We start from the raw sequence: 25886 nt of genomic DNA, 5'->3' as shown, positions 1-25886 counted from the left end.
GGGGTAAACGCGCGCGCATGACGCCCCTCGCCGCCGAGGCCATCACCGACGCCGGCACCACCCAACTCGTACTCGCCGCGGTGCTCGGCATCGCGGCCGTCGTCCTGCTGATCGCATGGGCGAAGTTCCACCCGTTCCTCGCCCTCATCCTCGGCTCGGCCGTGCTGGGCCTGGTCGCCGGCGCCTCCCCGGGCTCCACCGTCACCTCGTTCACCACCGGCCTGGGCAGCACGGTCGGCAGCGTGGGCCTGCTGATCGCGCTCGGCTCGATGATCGGTGCCCTGCTCGCCGAGTCCGGCGGCGCCGACGGCATCGTCAAGCGCATCGTCGAACGGGTCTCCGGCAACGCGCTGCCGTGGGCGATGGCCGGCGTGGCCGCCCTCGTCGGGCTGCCGCTGTTCTTCGAGGTCGGCGTGGTGCTGCTGGTGCCGATCGTGCTGCTGGTGGCCCGCCGCACCGACATCGGCCTGCTGCGCATCGGCATCCCGGCGCTGGCCGGCCTCTCCGTGCTGCACGGCCTGGTGCCGCCGCACCCCGGTCCGCTGGTCGCCGTCTCCAGTCTCAACGCCGACCTCGGCCTCACGCTGCTGTTCGGCATCATCTGCGCGATCCCGACCGTGATCGTGGCCGGCCCGATCTTCGGCAACTGGATCGCCAAGCGGGTGCCGCTGCCGGTGCCCGCCCTGCTCACCACCGCCGGCGTCGCCGCCGCCGACACACCCGCCGCCACCACCGCCGGCGTCGCCGCTGCCGACCCACCTGCGGCCACCACCTCCGGGGTTGTCGCCGCCGACGCACCCGCCGCCGCCACCTCCGGCTCGTCGCCCGGTGTCTCACCGCTGTTCCGGCCCGGCGCCGACAATCCCGACGTTCCGGGCGACGTGCCCGGCGACGAGGACTACGCCAGAGGTGGCACCGCCGCGCGGGCCGCGACCCGGAACCCCGGCTTCTGGCCATCCGTGCTCACCGTGCTGCTGCCGATCATCCTCATGCTCGCCCGGGCGATCGGGGAGCTCACGACCGACAAGGGCACCCCGGTCCGGGACGCGCTCGACGTGCTCGGGAACCCGCCGGTGGCGCTGCTGTTCGGCGTGCTGGTCGCGATGTGGACGCTCGGCCACCGCTCGGGCATGGACCGCCGCGAGACCAACGCGGTGATCGGCGGCTCGCTGCCGCCGATCGCCGGCATCCTGCTGATCGTGGCCGCCGGTGGCGGGTTCAAGCAGGTGCTGGTCGACGCCGGCGTGGGCAACGTGGTCGCCGATGCCGCCCAGGACGCGCACATCAACGCCCTGCTGCTGGGCTGGCTGGTCGCGGTCGGCATCCGGGTCGCCACCGGCTCGGCGACGGTCGCCACCATCACCGCCGCCGGCATCGTGGCCCCGCTCGCCACCACCCTCGACCGCCCCGAGGTGGCGCTGCTGGCCCTGGCCATCGGCTGCGGGTCGCTGTTCTTCTCGCACGTGAACGACGCCGGCTTCTGGCTGGTGAAGGAGTACTTCGGCATGACCGTCGGCCAGACCATCAAGACCTGGTCGATCATGGAGACCATCATCTCGGTGGTCGGCGTGATCTGCGTCTTCATCCTCTCGGTCTTCGTCTGACGCCCGCCTACCGCCCGGCCCGCATCCCGTCGAGCAGCGCGCTCAGGATGCGGGCCAGGCGCGGCTCGACATCCACCACCGCGTGGGTCAGCTCGGGCGTGGCCTCGTAGAACGCCCGCAATGCCGTACCCGGCGCCGCCATCTGCCAGAACGCGCCGGCCAAACTGGTCGCCGTGGCGATGAGGTCGATCGCCTGCTCCTCGGTGAGCCCGAGCACGCGATGCAGGTCGTCGACCATGGGCCCGATCTCCCGGCGGGTGGCCATCTTGTAGTCGCGAACCGCCTCGAGCGACACGTTCCGCTCCAGATTCAGCGGCGCGTGGGCCAGCAGGTCGCAGAAGAGCGGCCGCTCGACCAGCGTGCGCGCGATGGCGGCGGCCACGTGCTCCGGCTCTGCTTCGGCGGCGTCGAGGGCGGCGCGAATGGCCGCCGACCAATCGCGCCAGCCCTCGGCGGTCAGCGCCAGGAAGATCTGCTCGCGAGTTTCGAAATATCGCAACATGGCCGACTTGTGCATGCCGACCGCCGCGGCCACATCGGTCAGCGTGATGTCGCGGACCGGTCGCGTACCGGCCAGAGTGCGTGCCGCCGCCAGGATGTCCCGCTCGCGCTGCTGCTTGGCCGCCATGCTGCGGGCGCGTTGCGGAGTCGCTGAGGTCACACGTCACATTAACACAACACCGTTGCGGTAATAACGCAACCGCGTTTTACTAACTGCATGAGCGAACAGACCTGGTTCATCACCGGTTCCTCCCGCGGCTTCGGCCGCGCCCTCACCGCCGCGGCCCTCGCGGCCGGCGACCGCGTCGCCGCCACCGCGCGCAGGCCCGAGCACCTCAAGGACCTCGTCGAGCGGTACGGCGACCGCATCCTCCCGATCGAGCTCGATGTCACCGAATTCGCCGCCGCCACCGCCGCCGTCGAGACCGCGGTCGACCGGTTCGGCCGCCTCGACGTGGTCGTCAACAACGCCGGCTACGCGAACATCGGCCCGATCGAGACCAGCCCCGAGGACGACTTCCGGCGGCAGTTCGAGACCAACTTCTGGGGCGTCTACCACGTGACCAGGGCCGTCCTGCCGACGCTCAAGGCGCAGGGCAGCGGCACGATCGTGCAGTTCTCGTCGATCGGCGGCCGGGTCGGCGGCAGCCCCGGCCTCGGGTCCTATCAGGCCGCCAAGTTCGCGGTGGACGGGCTCACCCGGGTCCTGGCCGTCGAGACCGCCCCGCTGGGCATCCGCACGCTGGTGATCGAGCCGGGCGGCTTCGCGACCGACTGGGCCGGCTCGTCGATGAGCTTCCACGACGTCCCGGCCGAGTACGACGCGACGGTCGGCGCCCGCATCCGCGACATGGACAACCCGCGCCTCACCGCCGGCGACCCGGCCCGCGCCGGCGAGATTCTGGTACGGCTGCTCAAGCGCGACGACATCCCGACCCACCTGGTGCTCGGCGCCGGCGCGGCCGCGATGGCCCAGGACTACTCGCGGCGCCAGATCGCCGAGGTGGACGCGTGGGCCGAGGTCAGCCGCTCGGCCGACTTCGGGCAGGCTTACCCGGCCGCCTTCCCGGCAGGCGCCACACCGCGGCCGTAACGGCTACGCGCCCGCGCAGGCGGCGTCCAGCTTCTGGCCCACGGTCTGGAAGTCGCCGTTCGCGTACGCCTTCGGGTCGGGCTGCTGTGCGCCCGCCGTCAGCGACGCCGCGACCTCGCGCAGCGCCGACTGCAGCGCGGGGTCGGTGGTGGTCTTGTCGGCCTCGGCCGTGAACTTGGCGGCCATCTCGGTGAACGTGTCGCGCAAACCCTGTGTGTTGTGCGGGCCCGAGCCGCGGATGTAGCCGGCGAGCTTGACCGCGCCGTCGGTGAGGATCTTGTAGCCGGCCGTGCACACGTACTTGGGGACGCCGGCCGAGGACGACGGCGTCGGGGCCACGCTGAAGGGGATCGGCGCCGAGACCGCGTCGGGGGAGACCTCGATCGAGCAGCCGGCGGCCAAGGCCACCGTCGCGGCAAAAAGGGGCACGGCGGTGAGGCGGCGTCGCGGCACGGCGTTCTCCTTCGGCGATCGGCGGCGGTACGCGCGGCAAGCATAGTTACCCGCGGGTCAAGATATTGAACGTACGCGATCGATCGCGACCGGGTTAGCCCAATCGGTCCGATTTGCGGCCGGCAACGCATCCTCCGTGGGGAGAGGGCGTTGACGTGCAATGTGCTTAACTTGCGAAAAAGCGGTAAATCGGTCGTCCGGCGAACCCTGATCGTCGGCGTGGCCACGGTCGTGGTCGCGGCCGGCGGCGCCGCCCTCGCCGAGGTGGTCTCGCCCGACCCGGTGACGTCGCCGTCGTTCAACGGGCCCGTCTACGCGGTCGCCTACCGGGGCGGCACCGTCTACGTCGGCGGCAACTTCACCAGCGCCAACGCCGGCGGCAAGAACGTGGCCCGGACCCGGCTCGCGGCCTTCGACGCGCACACCGGCGCGCTGCTGCCGTGGAACCCGGCCGCCGACGCCAACGTGCGCGCGCTCGCCGTCGACGGGGACGTCGTCTACGCGGCCGGCGACTTCGACACGATCAACGGCGAGACCCGGGACGCGGTGGCCGGCATCGGCGCCACCAGCGGCCTGGTCACCTCGATGCGGCACACCGTGCTCGGCCAGCCCAACGCGCTCGTCGCCGGCAACGGCCGCCTCTACCTCGGCGGGCGGATCACGTCGGTCGACGGGGTCCCGCGCTCCAACCTGGCCGCCTTCACGCTGGCCACCGGCGCGCTCGACGCCTGGGCGCCGACCGCCGACGACGTGGTCAGCGCGCTGGCGCTCACCAGCGACCGTGTCTACCTGGGCGGTCGTTTCCACAAGACGAACGGGGTGAGCTCGACCCTGCGGCTCAGCGCGGTGGATCCGGCCACGGGCGTACTGGATCGGAGCTTCGTGCCCAAGCCGGTGTCGCAGGTCTTCGCGCTCGCCGCCGACGACACCGGCGTCTATGCTGCCCTCGGCGGCCTCGGCGGCCGGGCCGTCGCCTACACCCGCGCCGGCGCCACCCGCTGGACCCGGGTCTTCGACGGCGACGCGCAGGCGATCGCCGAGCTCGGCGGCACGACGTACGTGGGCGGGCACTTCGACAAGGCCTGCACCACCTCGAACAACGGCATCAAGGGCGTGTGCACGGACGGCTCGGTGACCCGCGGCAAGCTGGCCGCGATCGACGCCCAGGGCAACCTGCTCGACTGGTCGCCGCAGGCCAACGGCGTGGCCGGCACCCGGCAGCTGGCGGTCAGCCCGGCGCTCGGCTCGGTCAGCGCGGTCGGTGACTTCACCGTGGTGGCCGGCGCGACCCGCAAGCGGTACGTGCAGTTCGACGGGGTCAAGCCGAGCGAGGAGCGGGCGACGGTCAACGCGGACTACGTGGCCTCGTACAACTTCGACACCACGATCGCGGACGGCACGTTCGACGACGGCTCCGGCCACGGTCACCTGCTGCGGGCGGTGACCCGCAACAACGGCAAGCTCACGCTGACGCCGCACGGCACCGGGCAGGCGCTGACCTTCCCGGCCAAGTGCACCGGTACGACGTGCCCGCGCCTGGTGCTGCAGGCGGCCGACACCCCGGACCTCAGCCCGGCGGCCAAGCCCATCCGCTACGGCGCCTCGGTGCTGCTCGCGCCGGCCGAGACCGCCAGCGGCGAGAACATCCTGCAGAAGGGCTACTCGACCGGCGGCGGCCAGTACAAGCTGCAGGTCGACGGCGTCTCCGGCAAGCCGAGCTGCGGGATGGGCGGCAAGGACGAGAAGGCCGTGCACCTGGCCCGCAGCCGCCAGTCGATCGCCGACGGGTCGTGGCACACGCTGGAGTGCCGGCGCACCGGGCCGACGCTGTCGATCCTGGTGGACGGTCAGGTCGAGGCGAGCGTGGCGGTGCCGGAGGCGCTGTCGGTGGTGTCGACTCTGCCGTTCAGCGTCGGCGGCAAGGGTGTCGGCGCCGACAACGACCAGTTCCACGGATCGGTCGACGACATCTGGATCCACATCGGCTGATTTTTCGGGATTCAGGGGGTGACGGGGACCGTCGCGTCGACCGCGGCCGGGTCCCCGTTCTCCTCGCCACCGCCACCGCCACCGCCACCGCCGCTGCCGCCGCTCCCGCTGCCGCCGCTCCCGCTGCCGCCGCCGGTGGTGCTGTCCGCGCCGCCGGAGCCGGAGCCGCCGCCGGAACCGGAGCCGGAGCCGCTGCCCGAGCCGGAACCGCTGCCCGAGCCGCTGCCCGAGCCATTGCCGGAGCCGCTGGCGCCGGTGGTGGTGGTCGATTCCGGTTGGGTCGTGGCGGCGGTGGTCTCCTGGGGCGCCGACGTGGTGGTCTGCTGCGTGGTCGTCGCGCGGCTCGGCGCGGTGGTCTGCCCGGGAGCGCCCGGGTTCGTGGTGGCGGTGGCCCCGCCGGTCGGGCCGGCGCTCGCGTCGTTGCCGCCGGACCGCCCGGTGGTCGCGCGGCCGTTGCCCGACTTGCCGGACTGGCCCTTGGAGGCCGCCGGACCGGCCGATTTGCTGGCGCCCGGCGTGGGGGAGACCGAGCTGGCCGGCGCCCGGTCGTTGCCGAGCAGCCCCGGGTAGAAGACCGTCAACAAGGCCGCCGCCGTGGCCAGCAGCACGAGAGCGGCGATCGCCAGCATGAGCCCACGCTTGCGCCCGCCCGGCGGCGCCGGAAAGACGCTGGTGTCGTGCAGGGGCGAGCCCGGCGCGCCGACGGGAACGGCCGACCGGGCCGCCGGCCCACTGCCCGCCACGCCCGGCGCATAGCCGCCGCCCGCGCCGCCGGCAGATGCGGCGCCCGCCGTGCCCGGCGCAAAATCGCCCGCCGTGCCCGGCGCAAAACCGCCCGCGCTGCCGGGAGATGCCGCCCCCGCCGTGCCCGGCGCGAGACCGCCCACCGCGCCCGCGGCACCTACCGCACCCGCGGCGCCCAGGGCCGCCGCACCCGGGAAGCCGTCGGCGAACGTCCTGGTCGTGGCCAGGATCGCGGTCGTGTCCGCGCCCGCGACCGCCAGCTCGGCCGCGTGTGCCATCGCCGCCGCCGACGCGAAGCGCTCCTCCGGGTCCTTCGCCATCGCCGTCTCGACCACCGCCCGCACGGCCGGCGGGACGTCGGCGGGCAGCGGCGGCGGGTCGTCGCGCAGGTGCTGCATCGCCACGTGGATCGGGTTGTCGCCGAGGAACGGCGGATGGCCGGCCAGGCAGTGGTACGCGACGACGCCCAGCGCGTACACGTCCGCCTTGGGTCCGGTGTTGTCCTTCGAGACCTGCTCGGGCGCGATGTAGAGCGCCGTGCCGACGACCTCCTTGGCCCCGGTCAGCGCGGCGGACTCGGCCGAGCGGGCCACGCCGAAGTCGACGAGCACCACGGTGCCGTCCGGCTCGATGATCAGGTTGCCGGGCTTGACGTCCCGGTGCACGATGCCGGCCTGATGCGCGGCCTCGAGCGCCCGGCCGGCCTGGGCCACGATCGACATCGTCTCGGCCGCAGTGAGCCGGCCGCGGGTGGCGATCCGCTGGTTGAGCGCCTCGCCGTTGACCCGGGCCATCACGATGTACGCGTCGGAGCCGCTCTGCCCGTAGTCGTAGACGTCCGCCACGCCGGGGTGGTGCAGGACGGCCATGGCCCGCGCCTCGTGCCGGAAGCGGGTCTGGAATCCCTCGTCACCGGCCCGTCCGGCGTGCAGCGTCTTGACCGCGACGTCGCGTCCGAGCACGGTGTCGGTGGCCTGCCAGACCTCGCCCATGCCGCCGGCCGCGATCCGGTCGTCCAGCCGGTATCGATCACCGAGTATCTCTCCAGGGTGGGGCATGCTGTCCCCTCTACCCACTTGGCGCGGCGCTGAAATCTCCCGTGCGGCGTATCTTCTGCCAGCCCAGCCGCCGCCCGGTGAGCGCGGCCAGCGCCGAGGCCAGCAGCACCGCGTACATGACCTGCCGATAGACCACCTGCTGCAGCGGAAGCGTCCAGAGCGGCCGCAGGCTCTCGTGGTCGAGCCGGAACGCCATGACCGCGGTCAGCGCCTGCACGACCAGCATCGCGAGCCAGCCGATGATGGTGATCTTGCGGTCGAGGAAGAACAGGCCGTAGACCGCCATCAGATCGATGAGCGGTGCCAGCAGCGGGAGAACCACGCTGAACAGGGCGATGAAGGGGATGCGCGTACGCCCGAAGTGCCCCCGCCGGTGCTTCCAGAGCGCCTGCATCGTGCCGTAGCTCCACCGGTAGCGCTGCCGCCACAGCTGGCGTGCCGTGGCCGGGGCCTCGGTGTAGGCGATCGCCGTCTCCTCGTAGACCACCCGCCAACCGGCCTGCTGGATCGCGCAGGTGAGGTCGGTGTCCTCGGCCAGGGTGTCGTTGCTCAGGCCGCCGGCCTCGACGAGGGCGGCCCGCCGGAAGGCGCCGAGCGCGCCGGGAACCGTGGGAATGCAGCCGAACGTGTCGTAGAGCCGGCGGTCCAGGTTGAAGCCGATCACGTACTCGATGTGCTGCCACTTGCCGAGCAGGCGGCGGCGGTTGCCGACCTTGACGTTGCCGGCGACCGCGCCGATCTTCGGGTCGGCGAAGGGCTGGACGAGGCGCTCGATCGCGTCCGGGGTCAGCACCGTGTCGGCGTCCACCATCACGACCAGCTCGTCGTGGGACAGCGCCACGCCCGTATTGAGGGCGGTCGCCTTCCCGCCGCTCGGCACCCGCACGACCCGGACCCGGTCCAGGTCTCTGACGGCGTCCGCGGTGCCGTCGGTGGACTCGTCGTCGACCACGAGGATGGACACGTCCGGATATGTGGACCGGGTCATGGACTCGACGGCGGGCCGGATGGTGGCCGCCTCGTTGTAGGCGGGCACGACGATGGTGACCGGGTCACGGACCGGCGGGCCCCACGACCAGGTGGACGCGCGCCGGCGCCGGGCATGCGCCCGGGCGAAGACGAACAGGATCAGCGTCCGTACGACGATCAGCCCGCCGGCCACGATCAGCAGCACCCACAGCAGGCGCAGGATCGCGTCGGCGCCCCGGACCGTCCACACCAGCGCGCCACCGCGCCACATCTCGACCGTCCCGGCACGGGGGTTCGGGGTGCCGGTGACCGTCCGGAACCGGTAGCCGCGCTGCTGCAGCGCGGGGATGAGCCGGTCGAGCGCGGCCACGGTCTGCGCGCGGTCGCCGCCGGCGTCGTGGAAGAGCACGATCGCGCCCCGGTCGCCGGGCGGGGTGGCGTTCTTGACGATCCGGTCGACGCCGGGACGCCGCCAGTCCTCACTGTCCAGGTCGTCGAGCACCGTCAGGTAGCCCTGGGCGCCCACCGACCGTACGGTCGCATAGTCCTTGTCGGTCAGCGCGTCGGCCACCGACGAGTAGGGCGGCCGGACCAGCGCGGTCCCGCGGCCGGTGGCGTAGGCGATAGCCAGCTGCGCCTGCGAGTTCTCCAGCGTCCGCCGCCAGGCCGGCAACGACGCCAGGTCGGGATGGGTGAAGGTGTGCGCGCCGATCTCGTGCCCCTCGGCCGTGATCCGGCGGGCCAGCTCCGGGTTCCGGGCCACCTGCGAGCCGATCACGAAGAACGTCGCCGGTACGTGGTGGCGGGCGAGCACGTCGAGGATCCGCGGCGTCCAGATCGGGTCCGGGCCGTCGTCGAAGGTGAGTGCGACGGTCCGGGCGGGCAGCCGGCTCGAGCGGGGCGTCTGCCCGGTCAGGTCGATCATCGGACCGCCGTCCCGGACGGCCGCCGGCACGTCGTTGTCCGTCGTGGAGCGCGGGTTGGTGCCGTCAGGGCTGAACCGGGCGCCGGTGTAGACCTCGACCAGCACCACGGTGGCGATCAGCAGCAGCGCGGCCAGGGCGAAGATGGCACGCAGCGGCCCGCCACCCTTTCTCGGCGGCGGCGGGGGAGCGCCGTAGACGGTCACCGCGCGCAGGCCGACGGGCAGGGCGCGGGGACCGGCGGCGGGGTGGCCGGGCCGGTGAGCTGGGTGATCCACACGGCCACCACGACCACGATCAAGAGCAGCCCGATCACGTACGCGATCCAGCGCACCCGGCGGCGCCGCGACCCGCTCGGGTCCACAAAGATCGGCGCCGGCGGGGTGTCGTCCCGGATCACGTCCGTGAGCGCGCGCTCGGGGGTCGGGGCCTTCCCGACCGCCCGATCCACACGCGCTCGTCCCTTTGGCGGCTTGCGTACGGTGGCGCGTCCGACCGGTCTCTCGTCAGGCTCGCGTTTCTCCTCGGGCACGCCATCGACGCTAAAAGATGGTCGTCATGATCACCCGGTGAAGCGGAACGCGGGCGTGCCTCTCAGCACCCCCTCCGGCAGGCGGCGGCCGCACACCACCAGCAGCAGGTCGCCCGCCTCGCCGGCCAGCGGTTCGCCCTCGCCGAACTGCCAATCCAGGTCGGTCGCCTCGAGGCGGACGCCGCTCAGATCCGTACCGAAGAAGTTCCGGTTCCTTGCCCGCATCGCCTCGAGAACGAGCCCGACCCGGGACGCCGGCGGACGCCGCTCCAGGCCCAGCGCCACCGCGATGTCCAGCCCGTGGATGACGTCGTGCGAGAGGGCGCCGACCTCGCCGCCGCCCGGCGGACTCCACCGGTGCTCGGCGTTGTCCTTGAGATCGTCCAGCAGATCGGCGTCACTCATCCGGGCGGTGTCCCGGCGCGCCATCCGATCGGCCATCAGGTTGAAGTTGGCCTTGGCCTTCGCCATCTCGAGCGCGAACCGGGGCGCCGACATCCGGAACGGCATCGTCATGTGGGCGACCACCTCCCGCACCCGCCAGCCGGCACACAGGCTCGGCGCGGCCCACTGCTCCGGCGTCAGCGCTTCCAGCATCGCGGCCAGCTCCCGCCGCTCCGCGACGACGTTCTCCCGTACGGTCTCCATCTGTTCCTCTCCCGCGTGCGGTTCGCACGCACAGAGGGGGTACGTCGCAGCCTCCGCGAACTAATCGGTCGCCCCCGGGGTGACCCGTCTCGCAGCACCGGCTCGCCGATCATGGCGATGGGCGCCGGTAGGTTGGCCGCGTGCAGCCAGGCAACGCCGTCCTCCTCGTCGCCGGCGGGGTGGGCGCGGGCCTGACCGGCTCGATGGCCGGCCTCGCGTCGCTGGCCAGCTACCCCGCGCTGCTGGCCGTCGGCATCCCGCCGATCGCCGCCAACGTCACCAACACGGTCGCCCTGCTCTCCAACACCGTCGGCACCGCCGCCGGCGCCCGCCGCGAGCTGCGCGGCCACCGCCGCCGCCTGATCCGCCTCTGCGCGGTGGCCGCCGTCGGCGGCCTGGCCGGCGCCGTCCTGCTGCTGGCCACCCCGACCTCGGCCTTCGAGCACATCGTCCCGGTGCTGATCGCCCTCGGCGCCGCGCTCCTGGTGCTCCGCGACCCCCTGCGGCGCTGGGCCGGCCACCGCACGATGTCCCCGCCGCTGCTGGCCACCGCCGTCTTCCTGATCGGCATCTACGGCGGCTACTTCGGCGCCGCCGCCGGCGTCCTGATGCTGGCGGTCCTCTCGGTGGCGGCCACCGAGCCCCTACCGGTGACCAACGCCGTCAAATCCATCGCCCTGGGAGCCGCTAACCTCTCCGCGGCCGTCATCTACGCCGTGATCGCCCCCGTGGAGTGGCCGGCCGCCGCCCTCCTGGCCGCCGGTTGCCTGCTCGGGAGCTGGACCGGTCCGGCCCTGGTCCGGCGGACGCCCGAGCGCCCGTTGCGCTTCGCCATCGCGGTGGCGGCCCTGGGCTTGGCGATCTACCTCTGGCGGAAGGCCGCCGGCTAGCGGGTTCCGACGCCGCACCGCAAGCGAGAACCCGCCGGGGACTCCCCCGGCGGGCCTCGGCACCGAAACCCTCAGCGGCCGGCCCCTTCACGCCGCGGAAGCCACAACGCCACCACCGCCCCCGCGGCCACGATCCCCGCGCCCACCAGCACGGCCGGCCTCAACCCGTCCACGAACGCGGCATGCGACCCGTAGCTCCCGTACGAGCTGAAGATCGAGGCCAGCGCCGCGACACCCACCGCCACCCCCAGCTCCCGGATCGTGTTGTTGGCCCCGGACGCGACCCCGCGCTGCGACGGCGACACGCTCGCCAGTGCCATCGTGCTGATCGGGGCGAACGTCAGCCCCATGCCCACGCCGGCCATCAGGAACGCGACCACCAGATCGGAGTAACTCACCGTAGCGGTGGTGGCCAGCCCCATCCACAGGATCGCCCCGGCCAGCAGGACCTGGCCGGCGAAGATGAGGTTCCGCTGCCCGATGCGGTCGCCGAAGAGGCCGGCCAGCGGCGCCACCACCATCGGCGCCATCGTCCACGGCAGGGTGCGCAGGCCCGAGCCGAGCGGGCTCAGGCCCTGCACCACCTGGAAGAACTGGGCGAGCAGGAAGACCGCGCCGAACGTGCCCGCGGAGAAGGTCAGCGTGACGATGTTGACCAGGCTGAAGCCGCGCGAGCGGAACAGGCCGAGCGGCAGCATCGGGTCCTTGTTGCGGGCCTGCCAGGCGATGAACGCGGTCAGCAGAACGCCGCCGCCGATCAGCATGGTCAGCACCCGGGTCGAGGACCAGCCGTGGTCGGGACCGTCGACGACGCCCCAGATGAGCAGCAGCATGCCGGACGCGGAGAGCGCCAGCCCCAGCGGGTCGAGCTTGCGGGCGCCGCCGCGGGACTCGTCGAGCACGGTGGCGGCCAGGACGACCGCGATGACGCCGACCGGGACGTTCAGCCAGAAGATCCAGTGCCAGTGCAGACCCTCGACGACCGCGCCGCCGACGACCGGGCCGACCGCGACGCCGAGGCCGCTGATGCCGCCCCAGATGCCGACCGCGGCGGTTCGCAGGTTGTCCGGCACCGCCTGGGCCAGCAACGTCAGGGCCAGGGGAGCGACCGCCGCGCCGCCCAGGCCCTGGATCGCCCGGGCCGCGGTGAGCTGCCACGACTCGGTGGCCAGTCCGGCCGCGAGCGAGGCGAGCGTGAAGACCGTGATGCCGGCCACGAACATCCGGCGCCGGCCGATGCGGTCGCCGAGCGCGGCGGCGGTGAGCAGGAACGCCGCGAACGGCAGCGTGTACGCGTTGACGAACCACTGCAGGTCGGCCAGCGACGCGTTCAGGTCGGTGCGGATCACCGGCAGCGCCGTGCTCACGACCAGGTTGTCCAGCGTGACCATGAAGGTCGGGATGCCGACGGCGGCGAGCACCGCGGCCAGCGGGCGGGAGGTGGGACGACGCTGTGCGGAAGGGCGGACAGCGGTGGTGGTCATGGAAACCCCCGGAAGTTGTTATCGACTGATAACCAAACTAGTTATCGACTGATAACCTGTCAAGCATGACCCAGCGCACACGTCTCACGGCCGAGGAGCGGCACGAGCAGCTTGCGGCGGCCGCCGTCACCGCGTTCAGTCTCGGCGGCTATGCCGGCACGACGACCGATCAGGTGGCCCGATTGGCCGGCGTCTCCCAGCCGTACGTGATCCGCATCTTCCGCACCAAGCAGGAGCTCTTCATCGCGGCCGTCAACCACGCCGGCGACCGCATCGAGGCGACGTTCCGGGAGGCGGCGGAGCGGGAGCCGACGCTGGCGAGCCTGGGCCGGGCCTACGACGACCTGCTGGCCCAGCGCGAGGTCATCACCCTGCTGCTGCACGGCTTCACCGCCAGCGCCGACCCGGCCATCGGCGAGCCGGTGCGTGCCTGCTTCGGGCGCCTCTACGGCCTGGTCAAGGAGCTGACCGGGGCGAGCTCGGAGGAGGCGCGCGACTTCTTCGCGATCGGCATGCTGCTGACCTGCCTCGGCGCGATGGGCGTGGTGGGCCCGCAGCCGGTGCCGCACAAGCCGTGGATGGAGGACCTGCTCGGCACGTTCGACAAGCACTGACGCGGGTACCCCCAGGTCATGAGCAGCAACGAGCAGACGGTTCCGGGCAGCAGCACCGACCAGCACATCACCGGCGACGAGGAGACCGGCACCTTCATCACCGACGAGCCGCCCACCTCCGCCACCCCGTCGCACGGCAGCAGCAACAAGGGCATCAACAAGCTGCACGCCAACCGCGAGGACGTCGAGGAGGAGCTCAACCGCAAGATCAGCTAGACCAGCGGCCCGTGCGACGTCTCCCACGGGATGGCGGCCACCCGGCGATGCCGGCGCAGGCGCCGATTCGCGACGAAGACCACCACGACGAGCGCGAGCAGGGCGGCGATCCACAGCCAGGCGCGAGGTCCCAGCACGTACGGCGGGGAGCCGTGCCGGAACGACCCGGACGACAGGGCATCGGTCGCCAGATCGAGCCAGGCCAGGTCGGCCGGAACGGTGATCGCATCGACCGGCCCGGCGGCGCCCGGCGTCAGCCGGATAACCCGCGCCGGCCCGGTCACGAAGACCACCGCGTCCCCGCCGATCCAGCCGAGCAGCGTGCCGGTCGCCGCCCCGGCCACCGGCGGCAGCCCCGGCCCGTCGACCGCCCGCCCGGTCCCGGCGTCGAACCAGCGCGGCCGCCAGGCGTCCGCCCCCGCGGCCGGCGTCCCGGTCGTTCCCGCGGCCGGAGTCCCAGTCGCCTCCGCGGCCGGCGTCCCGGTCGTTCCCGCGGCCGACGGCGGTGTCGTCCCTGAGGCCGGCGTCGCCGTCCCCGCGGCCGGCGGCGCCGCCGCCGGGGAGCCGCCGTCCTCCGCTGGCTCGGTGATCAGCGCGAGCCGGCGGCCGTCCGGCGTCCAGGCGCCCTTGCCCGCCAGCACGGAACCGGCCGGCGGCACGAACGACGAGAGCGTGTGCCCGGCCGCGTCGGCCAGCACGATCCGATGGTCCGACTCGTAGGCCAGCCGGCTCCCGTCCGGCGACCATGCCGCCGACGTCCACGCGTCGGCCGGCCCGAGATCGGCCCCGGAGCCGGCGGCGATGTCGAGCAGCGAGATCCGGACGCCGCTGACGACCAGCCGGCGGCCGTCCGGCGACCACGCGAGCGGGAAGCCCCAGCCGTCGAGCATCATCCGGGTGCGGCCGGTCTCGAGGTCGATGAGGCGGTCGGGCGTGGCGATCTGCCGCCCGTCGGGGGAGAGCAGGGCCGCGTCGTCGATCGGGCCCACCTTCAGCGTCCGGTAGGTCTCCGAGGTGGCGCCGACCAGGCCGGCCAGGGTCGCGTCGTCGGTCAGGCCGCCGAACCGCCAGCCCGGCCCCATGAACACGGCCGACGCGGCGCCGAGGTGCGGGCTGCCGGTCGCCGGGAGCGAGCCGAGCGCGGGTTTCCCGATCCGGTCCGGCAGCGAGGGCCCGGGCGCGTCGGCCGGCTGCACCGGGGCCGACCGCGGCACGAACGGCATCGCCAGCCCCAGCGCCGCCAGCACGAGCACCCAGACGGCCGCCGTCCGCCGGCGGCTCCGCCGGGCCGTGGACAGGCTCCGCGCGTACACGTCGTAGGTCTTGGCCTTGGCGGCCTCGCGCCGCAGCTCCTCGCGCAGGTCGATGGTCATCGCGCGCTCCCCTCGGAAAGCACATCCGCGAGCAGGCCGGGAGCCATCTCGCGCAGGCGGCGCAGGGCATCGTGAGCATGGCGCTTGACCGTGCCGACCCGGCAGCCGAGCACGTCCGCCGCCTGGGCCTCGGTCAGATCGTCGTAGAAGCGCAGCAGGATCACCGCGCGCTGTTTCGGGCTCAGGCGGGCCAGGGCCTCGGTCATCGTCAGGCGCAGGGCGGTCGCGTCGGCCGGGTCGGCGTGGGCGGCGCCCCGCGGGTCGGCGGCGAGGTGCTCGGGTACGCGCCGCCGGCGCCACCAGCTGATGTGCTGGTGGTACATGGCCTGCCGCACGTAGCCGTCCGGGTTGTTGTCACGGACCCGCCGCCAATGCCGGTACGTCGCGGCCAGCGCGCTCTGCAGCAAATCCTCGGCCAGCTGGTGGTCGCCGGTCAGCAGATACGCGTGGCGCGACAACGCCGGTGAGCGTTCCCGGACGAACTCCCGGAACTCCATTCGCCACCCCCTCGCCGAACAAGACGCCGGCCGGTCGGCGAATGGTTGAGGATGCCACGCCACGAATGCGGCCGGGCGGGAGCATCTCCCGCCCGGCGGCGGCGGGGAGGGCAGATTCGCGCCGCCGGGAGACGGCCGGCGGCGCGAACGGGTGGCGTCAGGCCGCGGCGAGCTCGGACTGCGCGCCCGCGCCGGCGCCCGCCGTGGTGATCTCGATGCGGCGGGGCTTGGCCGCCTCGGCGACCGGGATGGTCAGCGTGAGCACGCCCTCCTGCCAGGTCGCGGCGATCCGGTCGACGTCGAGGCCGTCGCCCAGGGTGATCCGGCGCTCGAAGGTGCCGGTCGGGCGCTCGCGGCGGACCCACTGAACCTCGTCGTCGGTGCGGGCGGTGCGCTCGGCGCGAATGGTCAGCACGCGCCGGTCGACGTCGATCTGCACCGAGCCGGGGTCGACGCCGGCCAGATCGCAGTGCAGCACGAAGTGGTCGCCGGACCGGTAGAGGTCGATCGGCATCGCCAGGCCGCCGGTGGAACCGCCGGTGAACAGCTGGCCGGCCAGACGGTCAAGGTCGCGGAAGGGATCGAAAGTCAGCACCACGGACACCTCCTCGAGACAGTCCACCGGCCCGTCCGGCGGACTCGTGGCGCTCGGCTAACAATCAGTCTCGCCGAGTGGCTGCGTGGTCTCCCGAGGTGCATCACCCTGGTTGACCAGCAGCGACAAGACATTTTTTAGCACTCTCCGCGGAGGAGTGCCAACCGTTTCCGGCAAAAATCTCTAGATGTTGTGCCGGGTGTACGCGGGCGCCCGCCAGCCCAGCATGGCCTCGGTCATCCGGACCGCACCGACGGTCGCGGCCACGTCGTGCACGCGCACGATCCGGGCGCCGTGCAGGATGCAGAAGACCACCGCGGCCAGCGTGCCGGCCAGCCGGTCGGCCTGGCTCGCGTCCAGCGTCTCGCCGATGAAGTCCTTGTTGCTGACCGCGGCCAGCATCGGGTAGCCGACCGCCGCGATCTCGTCGAGCCGCCGGGTCAGCTCCAGCGAGTGCCGGGTGTTCTTGTTCAGGTCGTGGCCGGGGTCGATGATGATCTGCTCGGGCCGGACGCCCCGCGACAGCGCCAGCTCCACCCGGTCGCGCAGGAAGGCGGCCACCTCCGCGGTGACGTCGTCGTACCGGGGGGACGGCCAGAGAGTCCGCGGCGGCGCGAGGCTGTGCGTGATCACCAGCTGGGCGTCGGTGCCGGCCACCGCGTCGGCCATCGCCGGGTCGCGCAGGCCGGAGGTGTCGTTGATGACGCCGGCGCCCGCCTTGATCACCTCGCGGGCGACCTCGGGGCGGAACGTGTCGACCGAGACCACGGCCAGGTCGCGGGCCTTGACCACGACCGGCAGCACCCGGTCGATCTCCTCGGCCGCGCTGACCTCGGGGCCGGGCGCGAACGGCACGCCGCCGATGTCGATCCAGTCGGCGCCGGCCGCGGCCGCGCGGTCGACCGCCTCCAGCGCCCGATCCAGGGCGAACGTGCTGCCCCTGTCGTGGAACGAGTCGGGCGTGCGGTTGACGATCGCCATCACGGCGACCTGCCGCCCGAAATCGAAGGCACGTCCGCCGATCAACCGCTTGCTGTGCTGTTCACCCACGGTTCGGGAGGGTACAGCGACGGTATGAGACTCGGATACAAGTTGGCGGCGGAGGCGTTCGGGCCCAAGGAGCTCGTACGCCAGGGAGTGCTGGCCGAGCGGGCCGGCTTCGACTTCGTGGAGATCAGCGACCACTATCACCCCTGGCTGGACGTGCAGGGGCACTCGCCGTTCGCCTGGAACGTGCTGAGCACGCTGGCGGCGCAGACCACCAAGCTCGGGCTGGCCACCGGCGTGACCTGCCCGACCGTGCGTTACCACCCGGCGATCATCGCGCAGGCGGCGGCGACCCTGGCGATCCTCTCGGACGACCGGTTCACCCTCGGCATCGGGTCGGGGGAGCGGCTCAACGAGCACGTGGTCGGGCAGGGCTTCCCGGCCGTGGCCGAACGTCAGGAGCGACTGGCCGAGGCGCTCGACATCATCAACCTGCTGTGGCAGGGCGGCTATCAGTCGTACGACGGCCGGCACCTCCGCCTGGAGGACGCCCGCGTCTTCGACCTGCCCGACAAGCTGCCCGCCATCGCGGTGGCGGCCGGTGGCCGGCAGGCGGCCGAGCTGGCCGCGACCCACGGATCCGGCCTGTTCGCCACCGAGCCGCGGGCCGACCTAGTCGACACGTTCCACGCCAAGGGCGGCAAGGGCCCGAAGTACGTGGAGGTGGCGGTGGCCTGGGCGCCGTCGGAAGAGGAGGCGGTCAAGGCCGCGCACGACACCACCCGGTGGGCGCTGCTCGGCTGGAAGGTGATGTCGGAGCTGCCCAATCCGGTCAACTTCGAGGCGGCCTCCGAGCTGATCCGGCCCGAGGACATCGCGGCCAAGATGGTGGTCGGTCCCGACCCGGAGGCCTACCGGGCGGCCATCCAGGAGCACGAGAAGGCCGGCTACGACCACATCGTGCTGATGAACGCCGGTCCCGACCCGGACGGCTTCCTCGACTTCTGCGCCAAAGAGCTCAGGTGAGCCGGGCCGTCGCGTCCCGGCCGGCGTCGGCGGTGCGCCGCAGGAAGTCGGCGATCACCTCGAGCTGCTCGGGGGTGTAGCCGGCGCACACCTCGTCCATCAGATCACTCATCCCGCGATAGAGACCGAGCACCTCGCGACCGCGCTCGGGCGACGACCGCAGCACCACCGCGCGCCGGTCGCCCGGGTCGCGGTCGCGGGTCAGGAAGCCGGCCTTCTCCAGCCGATCGACCACCCCGGTCATGGTCGCGGGGTGCAGGCCGGCCAGCTTGGCGAGCGCACCCGGCCCGAGCGGCCCGTGCCGGCTGATCAGGTTGAGGCAGTCGAAGTCGGCGTCGCGCAGCTTCAGCCGGGTCCCGATCTGGTGGTTGAGCAGGGCGAGCTGCAGCGAGGCGTCGCGCAGGGCCTGCTTCACGCCGTTCGCGAGCCGCCGGGTCGAAGGTGATACGGAACTCATAAGGTATGTGCCTCAAACTGAGATGGTATGGTTTTCATATTATCTGAGGGAGGGCGTCATGCGGCTCACCATTGTCGCCGCCACCGGCGGCATCGGACGTCAACTACTTCGCCAGGCGCTGGACGCGGGCCACGAGGTCACGGCGATCGCCCGGAGCCCCGAGAAGATCAAGGACCAGGTGCCCACCGCGTACGCCGACCTGGCGCACCCGGACGTCGACGAGCTCGCCGCGGCGGTGAAGGGATCGGACGCCATCCTCTCCGGCCTCGGCGCCCGCACCAAGTTCGAGGAGGGCGTCGCCACGCGCGGCACCGAGGCCCTGATCGGGGCGGCGAGGAAGGCCGGCGTGCGGCGGCTGGTCGTGGTCAGCGCCGCCCCGATCGGCACCGTCCCGTCGCCGGCCCGGCCACACCCGCCGCGGCACGACCCGGGCGAGGGCTTCTTCATGCGCCACCTCGGCACGCCGTTCGCCAAGACGATGTTCCGCACCCACTACGAGGACCTCGCCCGGATGGAGGACGCGGTGCGCGAGAGCGGCCTCGACTGGACGGTCAGCCGCCCGCCCAAGCTCACCGACAAGCCGTTGACCGGCCGATACCGTACGGCCATCGACCGCAACGTGCGCGGCGGGTTCTCCATCTCGCGGGCCGACGTCGCCCACCACATGCTCGCGTGTCTCAGCCGGCCGGAAACGATCGGGCACACCGTCGGCATCGCCTCGTAGCCGCGCGGTTCAGTAGAGGACGGCCAGCACCACCGGGTGTTCGAGCTCGGGCCAGCGGCCCTCCAGGTGCAGGTCGCCCTCGGCGCGGGCGGGGGAGAGGACGCGGCGCACGTCGAGGCGGGCGGCCTCGGCCACCACCACGGCCGGGTCCCCGTCCTCGACCCGGACCAGCCGGCCTACCGGCTCCGACGAGGAGGCCATGCCCGACCCGCGCACGGTCATCAGCGGGTCGCGGCGCTGCGGGCCGTCGTCGGTCTCGATGATCTCCTCGGCCTCGCCGCCGCCGGTCCGGATCGCGGTGGTCAGCGTCTCGACGTACACCGGATCGCCGACCGCGTCGTACACCCACCGGGTGCCCAGCACCGAATGCTCCATCGTGCCGATCAGGAAGAACTCGCCGTCCTCGAGCGGCTCCCCGCGATAGGTCATCGGCACGTGCACCAGCGGGCCGTCGGCGGCGCGGACCACGAAGGTCTCCACACCCACCTCGCCGGCCGGGTCGTCGAAGCGGAAGGCGGCGACCCGCTCCAGCCCGCCGGCGTCCTCGCCCGGATACCAGTGGCGGCCCGGCAGCCAGGCCTCCAGCAGCTCGAGCTTCGTCGGTTTGATGGTGGCCCGGTGGATGGTAGCCATGGGCGAACCCTAAGCGATCGGAAAGGATCTTCCCGGTCCGCCCCGAGGGTGTTCCCCCGCACAGCGCCGGTGCGTGATTCTTGGATCATGACGCGGATTCTGGTGACCAACGACGACGGGGTGGACGCTCCGGGCATAGCGGCACTGGCCGCCGCGGCCTCGGCGGCGGGGCACGAGGTGGTCGTGGCGGCGCCGGCCGAGGAGGCCAGCGGCATGAGCGCGGCGCTGACCGCGGTGACCTCGGAGGGTCGCATCCTGATGGAACGGCGGCCCCTCGGCTACGGCGTGGCGGCGTCCCCCGCGTACATCGTGATGCTCTCTTTCCTGGAGGTCTTCGGCGCGCCGCCGGAGCTGGTGCTCTCCGGGATCAACCGGGGCGCCAACGCCGGCAACGCCGTCCTCCACTCGGGAACGGTCGGCGCCGCCCTGACCGCCGCGGCCCACGGCGCCCGCGCGATGGCCGTCTCCCTCGACGTGATCGACTGGTCCTCCGACACCTCCCGCGGCGGCGCGGCGATCACCGTGGCCGACGACGCCGCCCTGCACTGGACCACCGCCGCCGGCATGGCCGCCGGCCTGCTCGACGACCTGGCCGCCATGCCCGCCGGCACCGTGCTCAACCTCAACGTGCCCGACCGCGCCGAGCCGCCCGAGCTGCGCCAGGTGACGCTGGCGACCTTCGGCCAGGCCCAGATGGCGATCGCCGAGTCGGGCGAGGGATTCGTCCGGATGTCCGTCCACCAGACCACCCGCCGCCCTGAGCCCGGCACCGACCTGGCCGTCCTGGCCGAGGGCTTCGCGACGGTGACGGCCCTGACCCCACCGGCCGAGGCCCGCGGCGTGGTCATCCCCAGGCAGCGGACCGCGCGCTCGTGACGAGCTCGCGAGCCCACTCGACGGCCACGGCCGGATCGCCGCCGGTGTTCGCATAGAGGGCGTCGATCAGCAGCCAGACCCGGTCCGCGGTCACCGCGGGCGCACCCAGCTCCCGCACCAGGCCGTCGACCTGCCCACGCGTGTCACGCAGATAGGCCCGCGCCACGAGCGCGGGCTCGTCGTCCCCGGAGGGAAACTCGGTCAGATAGTTCCGGAACGCGCACCCCCGATATCCGCGGCGCCGCACCCAGGCGGCGACCTCGGCAACCAGGGCGACAAGTTGCCCGGCGGCCTCGTCCGCGTTCGCGCTACCTGCCGGTCGGGTGGCTCCGGCGAGCGCATCCGCCGTCGATTTGTCGCGTTCCGCGCGGGCCAGCTCCAAGTAGGCCGCGACCAGCGCCGCCTTGCCCGAAAAATGCCGATAAAGCATGTTTTTCCCGCATCCGGCCGCCGCGAGCAGCTCGGCCAGGCCGACCGCGCGCACCCCTCGCACGTAGAACAGCCCCGCCGCCGCGGCCAGGATGCGATCGCGCCCGGACGGGTCTTCAGCTCGCGCCATGAGTGACAAGTTTAACGGACCGATCGGTCCGCCACTCGCCTAGTATCGGACCGATCGGTCCGACACAAGCAGAGGGAGAACACCCATGCGGGACGCCGTCATCGTCGACGCGGTTCGTACCCCGATCGCCAAGGGCAAGCCCACCGGCGCCTACCACCACATCCACCCCGTCGACCTGCACGCCCACGTCCTGAAGGCCCTCGTCGACCGCACGCCCGGCCTCGACCCGGCCGAGATCGACGACGTCATCGGCGGCACGGTCGCACAGGTCGGCGAGCAGAGCCTGAACGCCACCCGCCTCGCCGCGCTGGCCGCCGGCTTCCCGGAGTCGGTTCCCGGCGTCACCGTCGACCGCCAGTGCGGCAGCAGCCAGCAGGCGCTCAGCTTTGCCGCCCAGGGTGTCGTCTCCGGCGCGTACGACCTGGTCATCGCCTCCGGGGTGGAATCGATGTCCCGCGTCCCGATCGGCTCCTCGGCCTATGTCGACGGCGCCCGCGCCGACGTCGGAGGCCCCGCCCTCGCCCGCCGCTATCCCGGCGGCCTGATCCCGCAGGGCGTCAGCGCCGAGCTGATCGCCCGCAAGTGGGCCCTCTCCCGCGCCCGGCTCGACGAGTACTCGGCCGTCAGCCACCAGCGCGCCGCCGAGGCCTGGCGCAACGGGCATTTCGCCGGCCAGATCGCCGAGGTCGCCGGCATTCCCATGGCCGCCGACGAGACCGTCCGTCCGGGCACGACCGTCGAGACGCTGGCCGGCCTGCGCACCGCGTTCGAGCACCCGGCCTGGGAGGAGCGCTTCGGCGCGATCGAGTGGAAGGTCACGGCCGGCAACTCCAGCCCGGTCAACGACGGCGCCGCCGCCCTGCTCGTCACCACCGGTGAGAACGCCCGCCGGCACGGATGGCGACCCCGCGCCCGCATCCACACCGCCACCGTGACCGGCGACGATCCGATCCTCATGCTCACCGGCATCATCCCGGCCACCGCCAAGGTGCTCGACCGGGCCGGGCTGTCGATCGCGGACATCGACGCGTTCGAGGTCAACGAGGCCTTCGCATCGGTGGTGCTGGCCTGGCAGGCCGAGACCGGGGCCGACCTCGCCAAGGTCAACGTGGACGGCGGGGCGATCGCGCTCGGGCACCCGCTCGGCGCGAGCGGTGCGCGACTGGCCACGACGTTGCTGAACGTGCTCGAGCGGACCGGCGGCCGTTACGGGCTGCAGACCATGTGCGAGGCGGGCGGCACCGCGAACGCGACGATCATCGAACGGCTGTGAACAACGCGCGGAAATTGTCGTAGGGGGCCGCTATGTTGCCCCCACCCAGTGAACGGGGTGGGGTTGCGTAGCGCCCGACCGGTGAACGGGGTGGGGTTGCGTAGCGCCCGCCGCGGCCCCCGATCGGGAAGACTGGCGACCATGCCTGTCTCGTATCCCGGCCTTCTCGCCCGCACCCAGCGCTTCCGCCTCGGCCGCCCGACCCGCCTCACCCTCACCCCCGACGGCCGGCGCGTGCTCTTCCTGCGCTCCCGGGGCGGCGAGGATCCGGTGCGCTCGCTCTGGCAACTGGACATCGAGACCGGCGCCGAACGACTGCTGGCCGACCCCCGCACGCTGGGTGCGGAGCCGGACGCGCCGTCGGCGCAGGAGCGGATCCGGCGGGAACGGGCGCGCGACCAGGGTTCCGGCATCGCGGCCTACAGCTTCGATTCCGCCGTACGCGTCATAGCGTGCACGTTGTCGCAAGGCCTGCACGTGGTCGGGCCGCGCACCGGAACCGTCACCGAGCTGCCGGCGCGGACGCCCCTCACCGACGCCACCGTCAGCCCCGACGGCGACCTCGTCGCGTACGTGCACGAGAACGAGCTCCGGCTGATCGGGACGGACGGCTCGGATGATCGCGCGCTCGCCTCGCCGGAGAGCCCCGAGGTCACGTACGGGCTGGCCGAGCACGTGGCGGCCGAGTCGATGGAGCGGCTGCGGGGCTACTGGTGGTCGCCCGACTCGGCGCGGCTGGCGGTGGCGCGGGTCGACAACGCGCCGGTGGAGGTCTGGTATCTGAGCGACCCCGGCAACCCGGCCGAGCCGCCGACCGCCCAGCGCTACCCGGCGGCCGGCACCGACAACGCGCTGGTGTCGCTGTGGGTCTACGCCACCGGCGGCGAGCGGGTCGAGGTCGACTTCGGCTGGGACGACTACGAATACCTCGTCGACGTGGTCTGGGACGGGCACGGCCTGCTCGCGGTCCTGCAGAACCGCCCGCAGACCGTGCTGCGGATCGTCGCCGTCGACCCGGACACGGGCGCGTCGTCGGTGGTCGCCGAGAGCCGGGACGAGGCCTGGACGCAGATCGTCCCCGGCGTCCCGGTCCGCACCGCCTCGGGCGCGCTGGTCTGGACCGCCGACGTGGACGACACCCGGCACCTGACCGTGGACGGCAAGCCGGTCACGCCGCCCGGCCTGCAGGTGTCCGAGGTGCACGGCGCCGACGGGGAGACCGTGCTGTTCTCGGCTCAGGAGGAGCCGACCGAGCGCCACCTGTGGACGTGGTCGCCGGACGACGGCGCGACCCGGATCACCACGGCCGCCGGCTGGCACTCCGGGATCCGCACGGCCGGGACCACGGTGGTCAACAGCGCCACGCTCGACGGGCACACGATCACGGTCTCCGGGCGTACGGTCAAGGATCTCTCGGTGCGCTCCCCGCTCGTACCGTCGGTGAAGTGGATGCGCGCCGGAGAGCGCGAGTTGCGGACGGCCGTGGTGTTGCCCTCCGGGTGGGCGGGTGAGCGCCTGCCCGTGCTGATGGATCCCTACGGTGGCGCGGCCATGCAGAAGGCCGTCGCCGACCGGGACTTCTACTACGCCTCGCAATGGTTCGCCGACCAGGGCTTCTGCGTGATCGTCGCGGATGGCCGCGGCACGCCCGGGCGTGGGCCCCGCTGGGAGCGCACGATCTACGGCGACAAGTCGACGCTGCTGCTCGAGGACCAGATCGCGGCACTGCACGCGGTCGCCGCCGAGTACCCGCTCGACCTCACCCGGGTCGGCATCCGCGGCTGGTCGGCCGGCGGCTATCTCGCGGCGCTCGCCGTGCTGCGCCGGCCCGACGTCTTCCACGCGGCGGTGGCGGGTGCGCCGGTCACGGATTTCCTGCTGTACGACACGCACTGGCAAGAGCGTTTCTTCGGTGACCCGCGGATCGACCCCGAGCCGTACCGCCGCGGCTCGCTGATCGACGACGCGGCCGGCCTGTCCCGGCCGCTCATGCTGATCCACGGCCTGCGCGACGACAACGTCTACCCGGTGCACACGATGCGTCTGTCGGCCGCGCTGCTGGCCGCCGCCCGCCCGCACACCGTGCTGCCGCTGCCCGGCGCCAGCCACATCCCGCCCGGCACCGACCTCCTCACGCCCGAGCTGATCTTCCTGCGGGACGCGTTGAACATCGCCTGAACGTCTTTCCTTGCGGGCTCCACAGTGGATTTTGGGACCGCTCCCGCCGGGGCTAGCTTTCTGGCCATGCGCGTGCTCATCGTCGCGGACAGCGGCGGAGTCCTGCTCGACATGCTCGCGTTGCGCCCGTGGTGGTCCCGGCACGAGACGTCCTGGGTCGCGGCGCCGGCCGCCGACACCCTGGTCGCGCTCGACGGCCTCGACGTGAGCTGGCGCCCCGGCTGGCCCGGGGCGTGGCGCGTGCTCCGGCGGGTGCGGCCGGACGTCATCGTCTCGGCCGGTCACCGGATCGCCGTGCCGTACTTCGTGCTGGCCCGCCTGCACCGCGTGCCCGCGCTGTGGGTGGAGACGGTCACCCAGGTCGGGCGCCCGGTGGGCAGCGCCCGGCTGTGCGAGTGGCTGGCCCGGGCGGTCGTGGCCCAGCGTCCCGGTCGTTCCGGCGCTCTCCGCCGTCGTGGTCGTCCCGTGGTCGAGCTGGGGGAACTGCTCTGATGGCCCGCCTGCTGGTCACGGTCGGCATGGGTTCGTGGCCGTTCGACCGCCTGGTCGCCGCCGTGGCGCCGCTCTGCGCGTACCACGACGTCTTCGTCCAGCGCGGCACCTCCGCGGTCACGCCCCCGTGCCCGCACGACCGCTACATCCCGTTCGACGAGATGCAGCACCGCCTGGCCGAGGCCGACATCGTGATCACCCATGCCGGCAGCACCGTCCGGCTCGTGCAGCGCCTGGGCCGCATCCCCATCGTCGTAGCCCGCCGGCGCCGCCTGGGCGAGACCGGAAGCGATCGCCAGGAGCGTTTCCTGCGCACCGAGGAAGACACCGGCCGCGTACACGCCGTCGCCGACGTGGTCGAGCTTCCCGCCGCCGTGGCCGCGTTCACCCCGTCCCCGCCGCCGGCCCTCCCACCCGTGGTGGACCCGTCCCACCTGGTCGCCACCATGGATGACCTCGTGGCCCGATTGCGTCGCTGATTGCCGGGCCCACCTACTC

The 25886-nt window shown here is 72.8% G+C and carries 27 protein-coding genes; 13 read left to right on the top strand and 14 right to left on the bottom strand.

Annotation, left to right across the window (positions count from 1 at the left end):
- Positions 1 to 17 precede the first annotated feature (17 nt).
- Positions 18 to 1604: a GntP family permease gene (locus ACQP2F_RS30565; RefSeq protein WP_433293416.1), complete on the top strand. Its 1587-nt coding sequence runs from the start codon at positions 18 to 20 to the stop codon at positions 1602 to 1604.
- Between the two features lie 7 nt (positions 1605 to 1611).
- Here ACQP2F_RS30565 and ACQP2F_RS30560 read toward each other — a convergent pair whose 3' ends face one another.
- Complete coding sequence (locus tag ACQP2F_RS30560; RefSeq protein WP_433293414.1) at positions 1612 to 2265, bottom strand: TetR/AcrR family transcriptional regulator; 654 nt, start codon at positions 2263 to 2265, stop codon at positions 1612 to 1614.
- A 57-nt stretch (positions 2266 to 2322) separates the two neighbouring features.
- Here ACQP2F_RS30560 and ACQP2F_RS30555 point away from each other — a divergent pair, with 57 nt between their 5' ends.
- Positions 2323 to 3198, top strand: a complete 876-nt coding sequence (locus ACQP2F_RS30555; protein WP_433293412.1) for an SDR family NAD(P)-dependent oxidoreductase — start codon at positions 2323 to 2325, stop codon at positions 3196 to 3198.
- Between the two features lie 3 nt (positions 3199 to 3201).
- Here ACQP2F_RS30555 and ACQP2F_RS30550 read toward each other — a convergent pair whose 3' ends face one another.
- Positions 3202 to 3651, bottom strand: a complete 450-nt coding sequence (locus ACQP2F_RS30550; RefSeq protein ID WP_433293410.1) for a hypothetical protein — start codon at positions 3649 to 3651, stop codon at positions 3202 to 3204.
- Between the two features lie 162 nt (positions 3652 to 3813).
- Between ACQP2F_RS30550 and ACQP2F_RS30545 the strand changes: the two genes are divergently transcribed.
- Complete coding sequence (locus tag ACQP2F_RS30545) at positions 3814 to 5640, top strand: LamG-like jellyroll fold domain-containing protein (protein ID WP_433307663.1); 1827 nt, start codon at positions 3814 to 3816, stop codon at positions 5638 to 5640.
- Positions 5641 to 5651: 11 nt separating this feature from the next.
- Here ACQP2F_RS30545 and ACQP2F_RS30540 read toward each other — a convergent pair whose 3' ends face one another.
- From ACQP2F_RS30540 to ACQP2F_RS30525, 4 genes are all read right to left on the bottom strand, one after another.
- The gene (locus tag ACQP2F_RS30540) at positions 5652 to 7442 is read right to left on the bottom strand and encodes a serine/threonine-protein kinase (RefSeq protein WP_433293408.1); all 1791 of its coding nucleotides are present in this window, start codon (positions 7440 to 7442) and stop codon (positions 5652 to 5654) included.
- Between the two features lie 10 nt (positions 7443 to 7452).
- Positions 7453 to 9612 (bottom strand): bifunctional polysaccharide deacetylase/glycosyltransferase family 2 protein, encoded by a 2160-nt coding sequence (locus ACQP2F_RS30535; protein ID WP_433293406.1) that lies wholly within the window; start codon positions 9610 to 9612, stop codon positions 7453 to 7455.
- Positions 9537 to 9785, bottom strand: a complete 249-nt coding sequence (locus ACQP2F_RS30530; protein WP_433293404.1) for a hypothetical protein — start codon at positions 9783 to 9785, stop codon at positions 9537 to 9539. The genes ACQP2F_RS30535 and ACQP2F_RS30530 overlap by 76 nt, the downstream gene beginning before the upstream one ends.
- 111 nt (positions 9786 to 9896) lie before the next feature.
- Positions 9897 to 10514, bottom strand: a complete 618-nt coding sequence (locus ACQP2F_RS30525; RefSeq protein WP_433293402.1) for a maleylpyruvate isomerase family mycothiol-dependent enzyme — start codon at positions 10512 to 10514, stop codon at positions 9897 to 9899.
- 140 nt (positions 10515 to 10654) lie between these two features.
- On the opposite strand from ACQP2F_RS30525, the gene ACQP2F_RS30520 reads away from it, so the two are divergent.
- Entirely contained in the window at positions 10655 to 11404 is a 750-nt protein-coding gene (locus ACQP2F_RS30520) for a sulfite exporter TauE/SafE family protein (protein WP_433293400.1), read from the top strand.
- 71 nt (positions 11405 to 11475) lie between these two features.
- On the opposite strand, the gene ACQP2F_RS30515 is transcribed toward ACQP2F_RS30520, so the two are convergent.
- Positions 11476 to 12888 carry a DHA2 family efflux MFS transporter permease subunit gene (locus tag ACQP2F_RS30515; protein WP_433293398.1) on the bottom strand — a complete coding sequence of 471 codons (1413 nt, stop codon included), beginning with the start codon at positions 12886 to 12888 and terminating at the stop codon, positions 11476 to 11478.
- A gap of 65 nt (positions 12889 to 12953) precedes the next feature.
- Between ACQP2F_RS30515 and ACQP2F_RS30510 the strand changes: the two genes are divergently transcribed.
- Both ACQP2F_RS30510 and ACQP2F_RS30505 read left to right on the top strand, forming a co-directional pair.
- On the top strand, positions 12954 to 13502 hold the full coding sequence (locus ACQP2F_RS30510) for a TetR/AcrR family transcriptional regulator (protein ID WP_433293396.1): 549 nt from the start codon (positions 12954 to 12956) through the stop codon (positions 13500 to 13502).
- An 18-nt stretch (positions 13503 to 13520) separates the two neighbouring features.
- Complete coding sequence (locus ACQP2F_RS30505; protein ID WP_433293393.1) at positions 13521 to 13718, top strand: hypothetical protein; 198 nt, start codon at positions 13521 to 13523, stop codon at positions 13716 to 13718.
- On the opposite strand, the gene ACQP2F_RS30500 is transcribed toward ACQP2F_RS30505, so the two are convergent.
- From ACQP2F_RS30500 to folP, 4 genes are all read right to left on the bottom strand, one after another.
- Positions 13715 to 15091 carry a WD40 repeat domain-containing protein gene (locus tag ACQP2F_RS30500; RefSeq protein ID WP_433293391.1) on the bottom strand — a complete coding sequence of 459 codons (1377 nt, stop codon included), beginning with the start codon at positions 15089 to 15091 and terminating at the stop codon, positions 13715 to 13717. The genes ACQP2F_RS30505 and ACQP2F_RS30500 overlap by 4 nt on opposite strands.
- Positions 15088 to 15588: a SigE family RNA polymerase sigma factor gene (locus tag ACQP2F_RS30495; protein ID WP_433293389.1), complete on the bottom strand. Its 501-nt coding sequence runs from the start codon at positions 15586 to 15588 to the stop codon at positions 15088 to 15090. The genes ACQP2F_RS30500 and ACQP2F_RS30495 overlap by 4 nt, the downstream gene beginning before the upstream one ends.
- Before the next feature lie 157 nt (positions 15589 to 15745).
- Positions 15746 to 16186: an Hsp20/alpha crystallin family protein gene (locus tag ACQP2F_RS30490; RefSeq protein ID WP_433293387.1), complete on the bottom strand. Its 441-nt coding sequence runs from the start codon at positions 16184 to 16186 to the stop codon at positions 15746 to 15748.
- Between the two features lie 180 nt (positions 16187 to 16366).
- Positions 16367 to 17164, bottom strand: a complete 798-nt coding sequence (gene folP, locus ACQP2F_RS30485; RefSeq protein ID WP_433307661.1) for a dihydropteroate synthase — start codon at positions 17162 to 17164, stop codon at positions 16367 to 16369.
- A 93-nt stretch (positions 17165 to 17257) separates the two neighbouring features.
- Between folP and ACQP2F_RS30480 the strand changes: the two genes are divergently transcribed.
- Positions 17258 to 18196 (top strand): TIGR03557 family F420-dependent LLM class oxidoreductase, encoded by a 939-nt coding sequence (locus ACQP2F_RS30480; protein WP_433293385.1) that lies wholly within the window; start codon positions 17258 to 17260, stop codon positions 18194 to 18196.
- On the opposite strand, the gene ACQP2F_RS30475 is transcribed toward ACQP2F_RS30480, so the two are convergent.
- Complete coding sequence (locus tag ACQP2F_RS30475; RefSeq protein WP_433293383.1) at positions 18189 to 18653, bottom strand: MarR family transcriptional regulator; 465 nt, start codon at positions 18651 to 18653, stop codon at positions 18189 to 18191. The two genes, ACQP2F_RS30480 and ACQP2F_RS30475, sit on opposite strands and share 8 nt — an antisense overlap.
- Positions 18654 to 18711: 58 nt before the next feature.
- Between ACQP2F_RS30475 and ACQP2F_RS30470 the strand changes: the two genes are divergently transcribed.
- Positions 18712 to 19377 carry an NAD(P)-dependent oxidoreductase gene (locus tag ACQP2F_RS30470; RefSeq protein ID WP_433293381.1) on the top strand — a complete coding sequence of 222 codons (666 nt, stop codon included), beginning with the start codon at positions 18712 to 18714 and terminating at the stop codon, positions 19375 to 19377.
- Positions 19378 to 19386: 9 nt separating this feature from the next.
- Here ACQP2F_RS30470 and ACQP2F_RS30465 read toward each other — a convergent pair whose 3' ends face one another.
- The gene (locus ACQP2F_RS30465; protein WP_433293379.1) at positions 19387 to 20010 is read right to left on the bottom strand and encodes a CG0192-related protein; all 624 of its coding nucleotides are present in this window, start codon (positions 20008 to 20010) and stop codon (positions 19387 to 19389) included.
- Positions 20011 to 20097: 87 nt separating this feature from the next.
- Here ACQP2F_RS30465 and surE point away from each other — a divergent pair, with 87 nt between their 5' ends.
- Positions 20098 to 20886, top strand: coding sequence for a 5'/3'-nucleotidase SurE (gene surE / locus ACQP2F_RS30460; protein ID WP_433293376.1), 789 nt, complete (start codon positions 20098 to 20100; stop codon positions 20884 to 20886).
- Here the strand turns inward: surE and ACQP2F_RS30455 are convergent.
- Positions 20855 to 21445: a TetR/AcrR family transcriptional regulator gene (locus tag ACQP2F_RS30455; protein ID WP_433293374.1), complete on the bottom strand. Its 591-nt coding sequence runs from the start codon at positions 21443 to 21445 to the stop codon at positions 20855 to 20857. The genes surE and ACQP2F_RS30455 overlap by 32 nt on opposite strands.
- Before the next feature lie 85 nt (positions 21446 to 21530).
- On the opposite strand from ACQP2F_RS30455, the gene ACQP2F_RS30450 reads away from it, so the two are divergent.
- From ACQP2F_RS30450 to ACQP2F_RS30435, 4 genes are all read left to right on the top strand, one after another.
- Positions 21531 to 22718 carry a thiolase family protein gene (locus ACQP2F_RS30450; protein WP_433293371.1) on the top strand — a complete coding sequence of 396 codons (1188 nt, stop codon included), beginning with the start codon at positions 21531 to 21533 and terminating at the stop codon, positions 22716 to 22718.
- A 141-nt stretch (positions 22719 to 22859) separates the two neighbouring features.
- On the top strand, positions 22860 to 24896 hold the full coding sequence (locus tag ACQP2F_RS30445) for a prolyl oligopeptidase family serine peptidase (protein WP_433293369.1): 2037 nt from the start codon (positions 22860 to 22862) through the stop codon (positions 24894 to 24896).
- Positions 24897 to 24962: 66 nt separating this feature from the next.
- On the top strand, positions 24963 to 25388 hold the full coding sequence (locus ACQP2F_RS30440; protein ID WP_433293367.1) for a hypothetical protein: 426 nt from the start codon (positions 24963 to 24965) through the stop codon (positions 25386 to 25388).
- Positions 25388 to 25867: a hypothetical protein gene (locus ACQP2F_RS30435; RefSeq protein ID WP_433293364.1), complete on the top strand. Its 480-nt coding sequence runs from the start codon at positions 25388 to 25390 to the stop codon at positions 25865 to 25867. Before ACQP2F_RS30440 ends, ACQP2F_RS30435 begins: the two co-directional genes overlap by 1 nt.
- The last annotated feature ends 19 nt before the right edge of the window (positions 25868 to 25886 follow it).

This window comes from Actinoplanes sp. CA-030573, assembly GCF_050951115.1.
Taxonomy (GTDB): domain Bacteria; phylum Actinomycetota; class Actinomycetes; order Mycobacteriales; family Micromonosporaceae; genus Actinoplanes.
Note: the sequence above shows the minus strand (reverse complement) of the source record. Positions and strands in the feature narration are given on the sequence as shown.